This is a genomic window from Roseobacter sp. GAI101, from assembly GCF_000156335.1.
Lineage (GTDB): Bacteria > Pseudomonadota > Alphaproteobacteria > Rhodobacterales > Rhodobacteraceae > Sulfitobacter.
Window position 1 is genome coordinate 2,659,138 of the sequence record NZ_DS999213.1, and the last position, 13,446, is coordinate 2,672,583.

General features: G+C 54.5%; 15 protein-coding genes. 8 read left to right on the plus strand and 7 right to left on the minus strand.

What is annotated here, in order from left to right; translation table 11 throughout:
* The first annotated feature begins 33 nt into the window (after positions 1-33).
* Positions 34-525 (plus strand): protein-export chaperone SecB, encoded by a 492-nt coding sequence (gene secB, locus RGAI101_RS12360; protein WP_008225835.1) that lies wholly within the window; start codon positions 34-36, stop codon positions 523-525.
* On the opposite strand, the gene dnaQ is transcribed toward secB, so the two are convergent.
* The 4 genes from dnaQ to RGAI101_RS12380 are packed head-to-tail and all read right to left on the minus strand — an operon-like array spanning position 522 to position 3,220.
* Positions 522-1,208 (minus strand): DNA polymerase III subunit epsilon, encoded by a 687-nt coding sequence (gene dnaQ, locus RGAI101_RS12365; protein ID WP_008225044.1) that lies wholly within the window; start codon positions 1,206-1,208, stop codon positions 522-524. The two genes, secB and dnaQ, sit on opposite strands and share 4 nt — an antisense overlap.
* A complete protein-coding gene (coaE, locus tag RGAI101_RS12370) occupies positions 1,201-1,791 on the minus strand; it encodes a dephospho-CoA kinase (RefSeq protein WP_008227598.1) in 591 nt (196 codons plus the stop codon). Before coaE ends, dnaQ begins: the two co-directional genes overlap by 8 nt.
* The gene (locus tag RGAI101_RS12375) at positions 1,791-2,624 is read right to left on the minus strand and encodes a shikimate dehydrogenase (protein ID WP_008227230.1); all 834 of its coding nucleotides are present in this window, start codon (positions 2,622-2,624) and stop codon (positions 1,791-1,793) included. Before RGAI101_RS12375 ends, coaE begins: the two co-directional genes overlap by 1 nt.
* On the minus strand, positions 2,621-3,220 hold the full coding sequence (locus RGAI101_RS12380; protein WP_008229266.1) for a Maf family protein: 600 nt from the start codon (positions 3,218-3,220) through the stop codon (positions 2,621-2,623). The genes RGAI101_RS12375 and RGAI101_RS12380 overlap by 4 nt, the downstream gene beginning before the upstream one ends.
* 403 nt (positions 3,221-3,623) lie before the next feature.
* On the opposite strand from RGAI101_RS12380, the gene RGAI101_RS12385 reads away from it, so the two are divergent.
* The 7 genes from RGAI101_RS12385 (at position 3,624) to RGAI101_RS12415 (ending at position 10,964) form a co-directional block, all read left to right on the plus strand.
* Positions 3,624-4,073 carry a CopD family protein gene (locus RGAI101_RS12385; RefSeq protein ID WP_008229078.1) on the plus strand — a complete coding sequence of 150 codons (450 nt, stop codon included), beginning with the start codon at positions 3,624-3,626 and terminating at the stop codon, positions 4,071-4,073.
* Positions 4,074-4,197: 124 nt separating this feature from the next.
* On the plus strand, positions 4,198-5,469 hold the full coding sequence (rho, locus tag RGAI101_RS12390; protein WP_008227575.1) for a transcription termination factor Rho: 1,272 nt from the start codon (positions 4,198-4,200) through the stop codon (positions 5,467-5,469).
* Positions 5,470-5,500: 31 nt separating this feature from the next.
* The gene (gene mnmE / locus RGAI101_RS12395; RefSeq protein ID WP_008229081.1) at positions 5,501-6,787 is read left to right on the plus strand and encodes a tRNA uridine-5-carboxymethylaminomethyl(34) synthesis GTPase MnmE; all 1,287 of its coding nucleotides are present in this window, start codon (positions 5,501-5,503) and stop codon (positions 6,785-6,787) included.
* Positions 6,788-6,792: 5 nt separating this feature from the next.
* Positions 6,793-8,664, plus strand: coding sequence for a tRNA uridine-5-carboxymethylaminomethyl(34) synthesis enzyme MnmG (mnmG, locus tag RGAI101_RS12400; RefSeq protein ID WP_008228642.1), 1,872 nt, complete (start codon positions 6,793-6,795; stop codon positions 8,662-8,664).
* Positions 8,661-9,269 carry a 16S rRNA (guanine(527)-N(7))-methyltransferase RsmG gene (rsmG, locus tag RGAI101_RS12405; protein ID WP_037228148.1) on the plus strand — a complete coding sequence of 203 codons (609 nt, stop codon included), beginning with the start codon at positions 8,661-8,663 and terminating at the stop codon, positions 9,267-9,269. Before mnmG ends, rsmG begins: the two co-directional genes overlap by 4 nt.
* Positions 9,262-10,062 carry a ParA family protein gene (locus tag RGAI101_RS12410; protein WP_008229464.1) on the plus strand — a complete coding sequence of 267 codons (801 nt, stop codon included), beginning with the start codon at positions 9,262-9,264 and terminating at the stop codon, positions 10,060-10,062. The genes rsmG and RGAI101_RS12410 overlap by 8 nt, the downstream gene beginning before the upstream one ends.
* A 14-nt stretch (positions 10,063-10,076) precedes the next feature.
* The gene (locus RGAI101_RS12415) at positions 10,077-10,964 is read left to right on the plus strand and encodes a ParB/RepB/Spo0J family partition protein (protein WP_037228151.1); all 888 of its coding nucleotides are present in this window, start codon (positions 10,077-10,079) and stop codon (positions 10,962-10,964) included.
* On the opposite strand, the gene hemW is transcribed toward RGAI101_RS12415, so the two are convergent.
* The 3 genes from hemW to rph are packed head-to-tail and all read right to left on the minus strand — an operon-like array spanning position 10,961 to position 13,432.
* Positions 10,961-12,118: a radical SAM family heme chaperone HemW gene (gene hemW, locus RGAI101_RS12420; protein ID WP_008227937.1), complete on the minus strand. Its 1,158-nt coding sequence runs from the start codon at positions 12,116-12,118 to the stop codon at positions 10,961-10,963. The two genes, RGAI101_RS12415 and hemW, sit on opposite strands and share 4 nt — an antisense overlap.
* Positions 12,111-12,722: an RdgB/HAM1 family non-canonical purine NTP pyrophosphatase gene (gene rdgB / locus RGAI101_RS12425; protein WP_008226739.1), complete on the minus strand. Its 612-nt coding sequence runs from the start codon at positions 12,720-12,722 to the stop codon at positions 12,111-12,113. Before rdgB ends, hemW begins: the two co-directional genes overlap by 8 nt.
* Positions 12,719-13,432 carry a ribonuclease PH gene (gene rph, locus RGAI101_RS12430; RefSeq protein ID WP_008227221.1) on the minus strand — a complete coding sequence of 238 codons (714 nt, stop codon included), beginning with the start codon at positions 13,430-13,432 and terminating at the stop codon, positions 12,719-12,721. Before rph ends, rdgB begins: the two co-directional genes overlap by 4 nt.
* Positions 13,433-13,446: the final 14 nt, after the last annotated feature.

Here is a 13,446-nt window from a genome sequence, read left to right on the forward strand (position 1 = left end):
GTGAATTATTTTCGTATCCAAGGAGCCCCATAGATGGCTGAAGAAGCAACAACCGCCCCGACCCAAGCCCCACAGCCGCAAATGCGCATTCTGGGTCAATTCATCCGTGACATGTCCTTTGAGAACATCATGGCGCAAAAAGGCGCACCATCGGACGTCCAGCCCGACGTTCAGGTTCAGGTCAATCTGGATGCAAAAAAGCGGTCTGCCGAAAACCAGTATGAATCCGCAATCAAGCTGCAGGTGACGTCAAAGGCCAAAGACGGCGACGCGACGCTGTTTCTTCTCGAGATCGACTATGTCGGTATTTTCCACATCGAAAATGTACCCGAAGATCAGATGCACCCGTTCTTGCTGATCGAATGCCCCCGCATGGTCTTCCCGTTCCTGCGCCGTGTTGTCAGCGACATCACCCGCGACGGTGGCTTCCCGCCGCTGAACCTTGAGAACATCGATTTCGTCGCCTTGTACCGGAACGAAATCGCGCGTCGTCAGGCGGAAAATCCGCCAAAAGCCGACGCTTAAAGCGTTTTCCAAACAGCGCCGTCGCCCAGTTTGCTGACAAACTCAGCATGGGCGGCGGCTTCGTCCTGCGAAATCCGCGAGGGCAGGGGGTTCGGCCGTGGTTTTGGCGTCCAATCCACCGAGGTATCGCCCTCTTTGCGCTGAGGCTGGTTTGACAGGCCAAAGTCAGGCTGGCGCCCGCCGATCAATTCCAGATAAACTTCTGCCAGAATTTCACTGTCCAGCAAGGCACCGTGCAAGGTGCGCGACGTGTTGTCGATGTTGAACCGCCGGCACAGCGCATCCAGCGATGCGGGCGATCCGGGAAAGCGTTTGCGCGCAATGGCAAGCGTATCCAGCGCCTGGGCCCACGGGATCTGTGGCAGCCCCATCCACTTAAGCTCGGCATTCAGGAATTTGATGTCGAAGGCGGCGTTGTGAATGATCAGCTTGGAATCGCCAATGAAATCAAGGAAGTCCTGACCGATCTGGGCAAACTTGGGCTTGTCGCGCAAGAAATCATCGCCCAGACCGTGCACTTGAAAAGCCTCGTCCGGCATGCCGCGTTCGGGGTTGATATATTGGTGATAGGTTTTGCCTGTTGCCATGTGGCCCATCAGTTCAACTGCACCGATCTCGACGATCCGGTCACCGCTTTCGGGGTCAAATCCGGTGGTTTCGGTATCAAGAACGATCTCACGCATGGGTCAATTTTCCTTTGATGTCGTCGATGATGGCCAGAACCTGCGCACGGGCATGGTCCAAGGTATCTGTTTCAATCACATAGTCCGCAAGCGCGCATTTTTCAGCATTGGGCATCTGCTTGGCACGGATGTTTTCGAACTGTTCAAGCGTCATTGTCCCGCGTGCCATCACGCGCTCTTGCTGTGTTCCCGCTGGAACAGTGACACATGCAACCGCATCCATCCGTTTATTTCCGCCGGTTTCAAAGATCAGCGGAATGTCGAGCACGACAATATCGGACTGCGCGTTCTCCAAAAAAGACGCCCGGTCCTGACCGACCAACGGATGCACGATCGCTTCGATCTTTTTCAGGGCGGTGGGGTCCTGGCTGATGATGTCTTTCAACGCAGGCCGGGAAACTTCGCCATCGATCACGGCATCGGGAAATGCCGCCTGGAACGCTGGCACAGCCGCACCGCCCCTTGAATACAGCCGGTGCACGGCAGCATCGGCATCCCATACCGCACAGCCCGCGTCGGCAAACATGGCCGCCGTCGTGGATTTTCCCATGCCGATCGACCCGGTGAGCCCCAGAATAAACATCAGCGCAACGCCGCCGCGCGGGTGGCGCGATCAACTTGGGGTCGGGTACCAAACCACCTCTCGAAACCCGGCACCGCCTGGTGCAGCAACATGCCAAGACCATCGACGGTGGTGCACCCCGCCTCTTCGGCTGTCTCAAGAAGCTTTGTTTTCAGCGGGGCATAGACCAGATCGGTCACGACCATCGACGGCCGCAACCCGTCCAGCGGCACGCGCAACGCCGGTTTGCCGATCATCCCGAGCGATGTGGTGTTCACGACCAGCGCCGCGTGGTCCAGCATATTGCCGGCCTTCACCCAGTCATAGACAGTCACACGGCCGCCAAACACCGATTTCAGCCGATCCGCCCGGACACGCGTGCGGTTGGACAGCAGGATTTCCGGTACACCTGCATCCAAAAGCGACGCAATTACGGCACGCGCAGCGCCACCTGCACCTAGAACGGCGGCAGGTCCGTCCGCCGGAACCCACGACGGTGCGCCAGCGCGCAGGTTTTCGATGAACCCGTAGCCGTCAGTATTATCTGCCATGATCTTTCCGTCAGCGCGAAAGGTCAGCGTGTTTACCGCCCCGATCAGAGCCGCGCGGTCAGTAATGACATCGACCATTTCCATCACCGCCTCTTTATGCGGGATCGTGATGTTCGCCCCGACAAAGCCCATCTTGGGGAGGGTCCGGAGAACCTGCTCCAGATCTTCGGGCGCGACATCCATCGGAATGTAAGCCCCTTGAATCCCGAGGGTGCTCAGCCAATGCCCGTGTATCTGAGGGGATTTCGAATGTGCAATCGGGGATCCGATTACGGCGGCAAGCGGTATCTTGGGCAAGCTCATGCGGTCAAATCCCCCCGGAGCGTCAAATAGTTAAGCAGTTCCAACAGCGGCAACCCTAAGACATTAAAGTAATCGCCTTCAATACTGCTGAACAGCCTGACGCCTTCTTCCTCCAGCTTATAGGCCCCGACGGCATGCTGGATGCTGTCCCAGTTGCGCGCCACGTAATCCGCGATATAGGCGTAAGAGGCATCGCGCATCCGCAAACGCACCTGACCAATGTGCCGCCAGATCGGTTTGCCATTTTCCACGATGACTGCAGCAGAAAGCAGGCTGTGGCGATCCCCGCGCAGGGCGGTAAGCTGGGCAATCGCATCCTCGGGCGTCGCGGGCTTGGAGAAAAGGCTGCCACGATGATCCAGAACCTGATCACAACCCAACACCAGGGCACCGGGATTCTTGTCACTGACCTTGCGGGCCTTCATCTCGGCCAAGGTATCGGCGACGTCGCGCGACGCGGCACCGTCCGAAATCAGTGCTGTCTTAATCATTTCTTCGTCAATTCGCGCGACGCTGATCTCGTGGGCGACATTTGCCTGCCGCAGCAACTGCGTTCTGATGCTTGAGCCTGAGGCAAGGATAAGCGTTTGGGCCATGTTGATAACCTGTGTGTGAAGTTAGGAAGTTTTTAGGGACTTATCCCTCAGATTGCGAGAGTTGCCGTCGGTCTTTGGAAAAATCGTATTCTTCGCGCCAAGTTTCGCGAATTATACTGCGAGGGATAAGGATAAAGCTGTAGCACCCTGAAAACAGATAACCCTAGACTTATCCACACAGTTATCATGTCTAAATATTCTCTGGATTCTCATTAAAGCATTGATATTTTTAATTAAAGTTAGTAGGTGATTTAGTTGTCACCGTCACCCTTCGTTTATCACACACAGGTGGATAAGCCCGCGCATATCTCATTAATCCACAGAAATTGGCTACCCTACTTACATCATCATCTTTCTTCTCTTCTTATTTATTATAGAAGGATCACACCGAACGGAGCACGACATGTCTGACATTCTGGCCCTCGCCTATCCTTGGACGAAGTCGATCCATATCATGGCCGTTATTTCGTGGATGGCGGCGCTGTTCTATCTGCCGCGGCTTCTGGTTCATCATACGGAACGGGTGGGCCTGGCCGGGGAAACCCACGAGCTGTTCGCGATGATGGAATACAAACTGTCAAAGGTGATCATGCGCCCTGCGATGATCGCCACGTGGATCTTCGGGCTTTGCCTGGTGTTCACCCCCGGGATCGTCGATTGGTCGATGGTGTGGCCCTGGACCAAGGCTGCGGGGGTGATTGCAATGACAGGGTTCCATGAATGGCTGTCCGCGCGTGTCAAAGGCTTTGCTGCGGGCCAAAACAGTCTGACAGGCCGCCAGTACCGGATGATGAACGAAGTGCCGACGGTGCTGATGATCCTGATCGTGCTGTCCGTCGTGGTGAAATTCTAAGCGGATTGACGAAACCCCCCCTTTGAAGTATGGCTTTTGTCGTACCCCGTCCGGGGCTGCATTTGCCTGCCAAATTTGATGACACGACCCGCCCGATTCCATTGGGCCGGAACAGGATATTTCCATGACAATCGAAACGCTGAACCTCGCTGATCTAAAGGCGCAGACCCCCAAGAACCTTCTGGCGATGGCCGAAGAGCTTGAGATCGAAAACGCCTCGACCATGCGCAAAGGCGAGATGATGTTCCAGATCCTGCGCGAACGCGCGGATGAAGGCTGGGAAATCTCCGGTGACGGTGTGTTGGAAGTTTTGCAAGACGGCTTTGGCTTCCTGCGGTCGCCCGAAGCGAACTACCTGCCGGGCCCCGATGACATTTACCTTTCGCCTGAAATGCTGCGCCAGCATTCCTTGCGCACCGGGGACACGATTGAGGGCCTTATCAAGGCACCAGACGACACAGAGCGTTACTTTGCCCTGACTGAAGTCACCAAGATTAACTTTGAAGACCCTGAAAAAGCCCGTCACAAGGTTGCGTTTGAAAACCTCACGCCGCTTTACCCCGACGAGCGCATGACGATGGAGGTCGAAGACCCCACGATCAAGGACCGCTCTGCCCGGATCATCGATCTGGTTGCACCGATCGGCAAAGGCCAACGGTGTCTGATCGTCGCCCCGCCGCGCACGGGTAAGACAGTTCTGCTGCAAAATATCGCCAATTCTATCGAAAAAAACCATCCTGAATGCTATTTGATCGTTCTGCTGATCGATGAACGCCCCGAAGAAGTCACCGACATGCAGCGCAGTGTGAAGGGTGAGGTTGTTTCCTCTACCTTCGACGAACCCGCGACGCGCCACGTTGCCGTGTCCGAGATGGTAATCGAAAAGGCCAAGCGTCTGGTCGAACACAAGCGTGACGTCGTGATCTTGCTTGATTCGATCACCCGTCTGGGCCGTGCGTTCAACACGGTTGTGCCGTCGTCCGGCAAGGTTTTGACCGGTGGTGTGGATGCAAATGCCCTTCAGCGGCCCAAACGTTTCTTTGGTGCGGCGCGCAATATCGAAGAAGGCGGTTCGCTGACCATTATCGCGACGGCATTGATCGACACAGGTAGCCGGATGGACGAAGTCATCTTTGAAGAATTCAAAGGGACCGGCAACTCTGAGATCGTTCTGGATCGCAAGATTGCGGACAAGCGCGTCTTCCCGGCGATCGATATCCTCAAGTCCGGGACGCGGAAAGAAGACCTGTTGATCGACAAGGTCGATCTTCAGAAAACCTTTGTGTTGCGCCGGATTCTGAACCCGATGGGCACGACGGATGCCATCGAATTCCTCCTCGGGAAACTCAAGCAAACCAAGTCGAATTCAGACTTCTTTGATTCGATGAACACCTAAGTTATCTAATTATAACAGTAGGTTAAGTCTTATGGATACGATATTCGCTCAAGCCACGGCGCAGGGGCGTGCCGGGGTTTGCGTGGTTCGTATCTCTGGTCCGCAGGCGTTTGATATTGCTGAAAAGATCGCTTTTCCTCTGCCAGAGGTGCGACAGGCTGCCGTTCGGCCGATCATTGGCCAGGACGGCGGCGTCATCGACAGCGCGCTGGTTCTGACATTCAAAGGCCCAAGCAGCTTTACGGGCGAGGATGTAGTGGAACTGCATCTTCATGGGAGCATCGCAGTCGTGCGCGCCGTTTTGGCTTTGTTGTCGACATTCCCCGACACGCGGCTTGCTGAACCTGGTGAATTCACCCGCCGCGCCATGGAAAATGGAAAGCTTGACTTGACGCAGGTCGAGGGCCTTGGTGACCTGATCGAGGCCGAAACAGAAGCGCAGCGAAAACAAGCGCTTAGGGTGCTTTCTGGGCATCTTGGTCAACGGGTTGATGCGTGGCGCGAGAAACTGATCCGTGCGGCCGCTCTGCTTGAGGTCACGATCGATTTTGCAGATGAGGATGTTCCCGTCGACGTTTCGCCCGAAGTTAGAGGACTTCTGAGAGACGTTAACGATGATTTGCTGAAAGAGATCGCGGGCACGCATACTGCAGAGCGTATCCGGACGGGTTTCGAGGTGGCAATAATCGGGCGGCCGAACGCTGGAAAATCAACCTTGCTGAACGCGCTTGCCGGTCGTGATGCCGCGATCACCTCCGCTGTTGCGGGAACGACTCGTGATGTGATTGAGGTCCGTATGGACCTTGGCGGCCTTCCTGTTACGCTATTGGACACCGCGGGATTGCGCGACGGTGCTGATGAGGTTGAGGCCATTGGTATTGAACGGGCGCTAAAACGCGCAGCCGATGCGGATCTGCGGATTTTCCTTGTAGAGGACGACGAGGATCTTCCTGTGGCTGCTTTGCCAGAAGATATCCGTATGCGTCCAAAGGCCGATCTGCGCGACAGCGCGGAAGGTGCGATTTCTGGTACAACCGGGCAGGGGGTCTCTCAGCTTATATCAACGGTGCAAGCAATATTAGGTGCGCGGAGTTTGACAGCCGGACTGGCGACCCACGAGAGACATCGCGTGGCATTGCAGAAAGCCGCCGACGGATTGTCGGTTTCCATGTCAGTACTGGATCACGGCCCCGATCAATATGATATAGCTTCAGAGGAACTGCGCCATTCGATTCGGGCGTTGGAAGCTCTTGTCGGTCGGATTGACGTTGAAAACCTGTTGGATGTGATCTTTTCGAGCTTTTGTTTAGGTAAATAAATGGAGTGTTTCACGTGAAACATTTTGACGTCATCGTTATTGGAGGCGGCCATGCAGGTGCCGAAGCCGCCCACGCCGCAGCGCGTATGGGCGTGGCTACCGCTCTTGTCACCATGTCGCGAGACGGAATCGGAGTGATGTCTTGTAATCCTGCAATCGGTGGGTTGGGCAAGGGCCACCTTGTTCGCGAGATTGATGCGATGGACGGCGTCATGGGACGGGTCGCCGATAAGGCAGGTATCCAATTCAGGTTGCTTAACCGTCGGAAAGGCCCGGCAGTGCAGGGGCCGCGCACGCAAGCGGATCGAAAGATTTATCGCACCGAAATGCTCTTGGAAACGGAGCGGCAGGAAAACTTAACTATTATTGAGGGCGAAGTCGTCGATTTCATGATGCAGGGTGAAGCTGTGTCCGGAGTTGTGCTGGCTGACCAATCAGAGGTTTTTGCGAAAGCAGTGATCCTGACCACTGGGACTTTTCTTCGCGGCGTGATACATATCGGGGATGTCTCCAGGTCCGGTGGCCGGATGGGGGATAAAGCTTCGGTCAAGCTCGCCGAGCGGATCGATTCCTTTAATCTGCCGCTCGGCCGATTGAAAACGGGAACACCACCACGGTTGGATGGGCGGACCATTGACTGGGCCAAACTTGAATCGCAACCCGGTGATGAAGAGCCAACGCTTTTCTCGTTTCTGTCGACCGCCCCAACGGCAAAGCAGATATCGTGCGGAATAACGCATACAAATGAAAAGACCCACGACATCATTCGCGAAAACCTGTCGCGGTCAGCGATGTATGGTGGTCATATCGAAGGTGTCGGCCCCCGATACTGCCCATCTATCGAAGATAAAGTCGTGCGGTTTTCTGATAAGACCTCGCATCAAGTGTTTCTAGAGCCCGAGGGGGTGGATGATCATACGATCTATCCAAACGGCATCTCTACATCACTCCCTGAAGATGTTCAGCTTGCTTATGTGCGATCAATGGAAGGCCTTGAAAACGTTGAGATTCTTCAGCCGGGATACGCGATTGAATACGACTATGTAGATCCTCGGGCGCTTGATCTGACGTTGAAGGTAAGATCGGTTCCAGGCTTGTATTTGGCTGGACAAATCAACGGCACGACGGGATACGAGGAGGCTGCTGGCCAAGGATTGGTTGCCGGGCTTAATGCTGCATTGGCGTCTCAAGGGAAGGATCCCGTCATTTTCAGCCGATCGCAAAGTTACATCGGCGTGATGATAGATGATTTGACGACACGGGGCGTTACCGAGCCATATCGCATGTTTACGTCACGCGCGGAGTTTCGGCTTTCCCTACGGGCTGACAATGCGGATCAGCGGTTGACGCCACTTGCTATTGAACTTGGATGCACTACCACCACACGCGCTGAAGTTTTTTCGGAGAAAATGAAACGATTGAAGGAAGCGACAGACCTGTTGCAGAGCGACAAGTTTTCTCCGAAAGTTATTGAGGAATCCGGCATCAAGATTAATCAAGATGGGTCTAAACGTACGGGCTTCCAGTTGTTGTCTTTTCCCGACGTAAAGTTTGAAGACCTGATACCGTTGGATCCAAGACTTGAGGCCGTTGACGAGGAAACGAGGCGGCAAGTGGAGCGTGATGCACTTTACGCGAATTACATTGCGCGGCAGCAGCGTGATATTGATGTGTTGCAAAAGGATGAAGCACATTTGATACCGGATGGCTTTGATTATGCGCCGATTGATGGATTGTCCAACGAACTTAAGTCAAAGTTGATCAGAGTTAGGCCAACAAACCTGGCGCAGGCAGCGCGAATAGATGGTATGACACCGTCTGCACTGACGCTGTTGCTATCCCATCTGAAGCGCGATGCGCGAAAGAAATCAGCGTGATCGATAATTTGGACGACTATGTTTCACGTGAAACATCCGAGAAGCTCGGTCAGTTTGCGCAGCTTGTTGAAAAATGGACTGCAAAAATAAACCTAATTTCAAAGTCGAGCATCCCGAATATGTGGGAACGTCATATCCAAGACTCATTACAGCTTTATCAGCACGCGCCAATCGGAAGGCACTGGGTTGATCTGGGAAGTGGGGGTGGCTTTCCAGCCATCGTTCTTGCGCTTATGTCGCAGCAAGATGGCCGGTCTACGAAATTTACTTTGGTGGAAAGCGATCAGCGAAAATGCGCGTTCCTTCGAACGGCTATACGTGAACTGGGTATAGATGCCTCCGTAATCAATGACCGGATCGAGAAAATCGAACCACTAGAGGCAGATGTCTTGTCTGCTCGGGCACTCGCTGACCTGAAAGCTCTCTTGGGGTTTGCCGACTTGCACCTGGCAAAGAACGGTGTCGCCGTATTTCCCAAAGGGTCAAATTGGAAGGCCGAGGAAGTCGACGCCAGAGTGGCTTGGCATTTTGAGTGCGATCCAATACCTAGCCAAACAGACCCATCCGCCGCCGTGCTCAGGATCAAGGAAATCTCGCATGTCTGATCTGTCGCGCCCCTCCGGGCCAAAGATTATCGCCGTTGCAAACCAGAAGGGCGGCGTCGGTAAAACGACGACGACGATAAACCTTGCTGCCGCGCTGGTTGAAATGGACCATCGGGTTCTTGTTGTCGACCTGGATCCCCAAGGGAACGCGTCAACGGGGCTTGGAATTGAACTTGAGGATCGAGAGTTCACGACTTATGAGCTTCTTTTGGAGGATGTGGCGCTAGATCAGGTGATTTTGACCACACAGACAGAAGGTCTGCACATCGTTCCTGCTACCGTTGATCTTAGCTCCGCTGATCTTGAGCTGATTTCGAACGAAAAGCGCAGTTTTCTATTGCATGATGCGCTTCGCCAGACGCAGATGGATGGCTATGCATTCGACTATATATTGATTGATTGCCCGCCATCTCTCAACCTGTTGACGGTCAACGCGATGATTGCCGCGCATTCCGTGCTGGTGCCGTTGCAAAGTGAATTCTTCGCACTCGAAGGTCTGTCGCAGTTGATGTTGACAATTCGTGAGGTGCGGCAAAGCGGTAACAAGGATCTGCGGATCGAGGGCATTGTGCTGACCATGTACGATCAGCGCAACAATCTGTCGCAACAGGTCGAACAGGACGCACGCAGCAACTTGGGCGAATTGGTCTACAAAACAGTAATTCCACGAAACGTCCGTGTCAGCGAAGCACCCAGTTTTGCGATGCCGGTGCTGAGCTATGATACCGGGTCGAAGGGTGCCAAGGCATACCGGGAACTCGCCAAGGAAATCTTGGTAAATAGTGTGATTTAAGGGGGTATTAAACTATGGCAGAGAGAGACAAACGTCGGGGCCTTGGGCGCGGACTTTCGGCTTTGATGGCCGATGTTGCGGAAACGCAGACGGTAACCGAGAAAGGGTCAGCTGAGCAGTATGTTCCGATCGAGCAGATTTCGCCGAACCCCGAGCAGCCGCGAAAGCGTTTTGACCCTGAGGATTTGAACGATCTTGCCAATTCAATCCGGGAAAAGGGCGTCATCCAACCCTTGATCGTGCGCCGTCGCGAAGACGGATCGTTTGAGATTGTTGCTGGCGAACGCCGCTGGCGCGCCTCACAAATGGCGCAACTTCACCAGCTTCCGGTCATTATTCGTGAATTTACTGACGTCGAGGTGTTGGAAGTCGCCATCATCGAAAATATTCAGCGCGCGGATTTGAACTCTGTCGAAGAGGCTGCTGGATACCGTCAATTGATGGATCGCTTTGGACATACTCAAGAAAAAATGGCCGAAGCCCTGGGGAAAAGCAGAAGCCACATCGCGAATCTTTTGCGTCTTTTGAACCTGCCCGAGACGGTTCTTGAGATGGTTCGCAAAGGTGATTTGTCCGCCGGTCATGCCCGCACTTTGGTGACGGCAGATGATCCGTTGAAATTGGCCAACCAGATTATTGCAGGCGGCTTGTCGGTTCGTGCAGCAGAGGCATTGGTTAAGAAGGCGCAGGCGGGGGATGCGGAAACACCTGTCAGAAAAGTGCGTTCTTCGGCTGAGGAAAAAGACGCTGACACCCGTGCGCTTGAGGGAGATTTGTCAGCAAATCTTGGGCTTAAAGTGACGCTGAATCATAAGCCAGGACAGGAAGCGGGCCAAATGGTTCTGACCTACAAGACGATGGAGGAGTTGGACGAAATTTGCCGGCTCTTGTCCGCTCACTAATCCGACAATAGTTCTTCCAAGATCGCGTTAAGGACCATAAAACCTTGATTTGTAACGGTTAATCGGTCACCAGAAATTGAAATCATCCCGATGTCCTGCATCCGGATGATTTTTTTTGCCGACAGTGGCGAACCAGCAAGGGCTTCATACCGCTTTAGATCGACGCCTTCCTTAAGGCGCAGGCCCATCATCAAAAACTCGCTCGCCTGGTCCGACTTTGCAAGCTGTTCGCGGGGCTTTTCAGTTGAACCCGAAACCGCGGCATCAAGCCAGCGCTTTGGGTTGCTAAAGCATTCAGTCGCAAAGCGATCCCCGCCTTTGGTTAACCTTCCATGGGCACCGGGCCCAATGCCCAGATAATCGCCATAGCGCCAGTAGATCAGATTATGTCGCGATTGCGCGCTATCCCTTGCATGGTTGGAAACCTCGTAGGAAGGCATTCCCATCTGATCGCAAATCTCCTGCGTCGCGGCGTACATATCCGCGCCCAGGTCATCATCGGGCAGACCACGCAGTTTTCCGACCGCGTAGCGATCGCCAAAAGCGGTGCCTTGTTCGATGGTCAGCTGATACAAAGATATATGGTCTATCGCCAAGGATAGGGCCTGCTTTAGCTCTGTCTTCCACTCGGACAATGTTTGGTTTTGGCGCCCGTAAATCAGGTCAAAACTTACACGATCAAAAGTGGATCGGGCGATGTCAAACGCGGCCAGTGCCTCGGTCGTGTTGTGGATACGACCAAGTTTCCTAAGATCTGTGTCGTTCAGTGCTTGAATGCCCATAGACACCCGATTTACACCAGCATCCCGAAAGCCTTTGAACCGTCCAGCCTCAACTGATCCGGGGTTTGCCTCGAGCGTGATTTCAAGATCATTTGCCACCGGCCACAGCCGATAGATCGCAGCGATGACATCCGCGACAATTTCGGGGTCCATCAGGCTGGGGGTGCCTCCACCAAAGAACACTGCGTTCAACACGCGCCCTTTGGTTTCGGCGGCACCGCGTTCAAGCTCGAGCAAGTAGGCGTCGCGCCAAGCTTGTTGATCAATTGTGCGGCTAACATGGCTGTTAAAGTCACAATAAGGGCATTTCGCCTCGCAAAACGGCCAGTGGATATAGAGGCCGAAACCGCCCTGACGCCAGTCTTCAGTCAAAACAGGCAGAGGTCAGTTTGGCGAAGGCATCCGCGCGGTGGCTGATCTTGTTCTTTTCGTCATGGGTCATTTCGCCGAAGGTCTGATCGTAGCCGTCAGGCTGGAATATCGGGTCATATCCATGTCCGATCTCGCCGCGCATCGGCCAAACCAATTTTCCGTTTACTGTACCCTCAAAGATTTCTTCGTGCCCGTCGGGCCAGGCCAGCACAAGTGTCGCGCAGAACCGTGCACGGCGCGGATGGGGGGCGTTCTTTTCCTCAAGAAGGTTGTGGGTTTTCGTCATCGCCATAACGAAATCGCGCCCATTGGGGGTTTCAGACCAGTCGGCGGTGTAGACGCCGGGAGCACCATCCAGCGCCTCGACCTCGATCCCAGAGTCATCGGCAAGGGCGGGCAGGCCGGTCGCCTTGACCGCAGCGACGGCTTTGATCCGGGCATTACCAATAAAATTGTCTTCAGTTTCTTCCGGTTCCGCCAGATTCATTTCGGCGGCCCCCACAACGCGTACGCCGAAAGGGGCGAATAGTTCAGCCATTTCCTGCAGTTTTCCCGCGTTGTGGGTGGCGATCAGGATCTGATCGCCCGTAAATCTCCGAGTCATTTCGTTACCGCTTTCTGAATTTCAACCAGCTCGGACACACCTTTTTCAGCAAGATCCATCAATTGGTTCATCTGATCGCGGGAATAAGTCGATCCTTCCGCGCTCATCTGGATTTCGATCAAACGGCCTGTGCCGGTCATGATGAAGTTTCCGTCAACGCCAGCCTCGGAATCTTCGGGGTAGTCCAGATCAAGGACGGACTGGCCAGCATAGATACCGCAGCTGATCGCCGCAACCGGATCGGCCAGCGGATCATTCACGACATCGCCCGCTTTCATCAGCTTGTTGACCGCCAGTTTAAGCGCAATCCACCCACCGGTGATGGACGCACAACGTGTGCCGCCATCGGCCTGCAAAACATCGCAATCAATAGTGATCTGACGTTCACCAAGGGCGCTGCGGTCCACGCCGGCACGCAAGGCACGACCGATCAGGCGCTGGATTTCCACGGTACGGCCGCCTTGCTTGCCCATTGCGGCCTCGCGACGCATCCGTGTGTTGGTTGCGCGGGGCAACATGCCGTATTCCGCTGTGACCCAGCCCAGGCCGGACCCTTTGATAAAGGGCGGCACACGGTCTTCGATCGTCGCGGTGCACAGGACATGGGTTCCGCCCATCTTGATCAGGGCAGAACCTTCGGCATGTTTGGTAAAGTCCGTATCCACGGACACAGCACGCATTTCGTCAAGTTTTCGGCCAGAGGGGCGCATAAGATCATCCTTTA

Bases quoted from the DNA above. Each gene is read 5' to 3' on its own strand.
- secB (WP_008225835.1), top strand. From the start codon at position 34: ATGGCTGAAGAAGCAACAACCGCCCCGACCCAAGCCCCACAGCCGCAA.
- dnaQ (WP_008225044.1), bottom strand. From the start codon at position 1,208: ATGCGTGAGATCGTTCTTGATACCGAAACCACCGGATTTGACCCCGAA.
- coaE (WP_008227598.1), bottom strand. From the start codon at position 1,791: ATGTTTATTCTGGGGCTCACCGGGTCGATCGGCATGGGAAAATCCACG.
- RGAI101_RS12375 (WP_008227230.1), bottom strand. From the start codon at position 2,624: ATGAGCTTGCCCAAGATACCGCTTGCCGCCGTAATCGGATCCCCGATT.
- RGAI101_RS12380 (WP_008229266.1), bottom strand. From the start codon at position 3,220: ATGGCCCAAACGCTTATCCTTGCCTCAGGCTCAAGCATCAGAACGCAG.
- RGAI101_RS12385 (WP_008229078.1), top strand. From the start codon at position 3,624: ATGTCTGACATTCTGGCCCTCGCCTATCCTTGGACGAAGTCGATCCAT.
- rho (WP_008227575.1), top strand. From the start codon at position 4,198: ATGACAATCGAAACGCTGAACCTCGCTGATCTAAAGGCGCAGACCCCC.
- mnmE (WP_008229081.1), top strand. From the start codon at position 5,501: ATGGATACGATATTCGCTCAAGCCACGGCGCAGGGGCGTGCCGGGGTT.
- RGAI101_RS12410 (WP_008229464.1), top strand. From the start codon at position 9,262: ATGTCTGATCTGTCGCGCCCCTCCGGGCCAAAGATTATCGCCGTTGCA.
- RGAI101_RS12415 (WP_037228151.1), top strand. From the start codon at position 10,077: ATGGCAGAGAGAGACAAACGTCGGGGCCTTGGGCGCGGACTTTCGGCT.
- rdgB (WP_008226739.1), bottom strand. From the start codon at position 12,722: ATGACTCGGAGATTTACGGGCGATCAGATCCTGATCGCCACCCACAAC.
- rph (WP_008227221.1), bottom strand. From the start codon at position 13,432: ATGCGCCCCTCTGGCCGAAAACTTGACGAAATGCGTGCTGTGTCCGTG.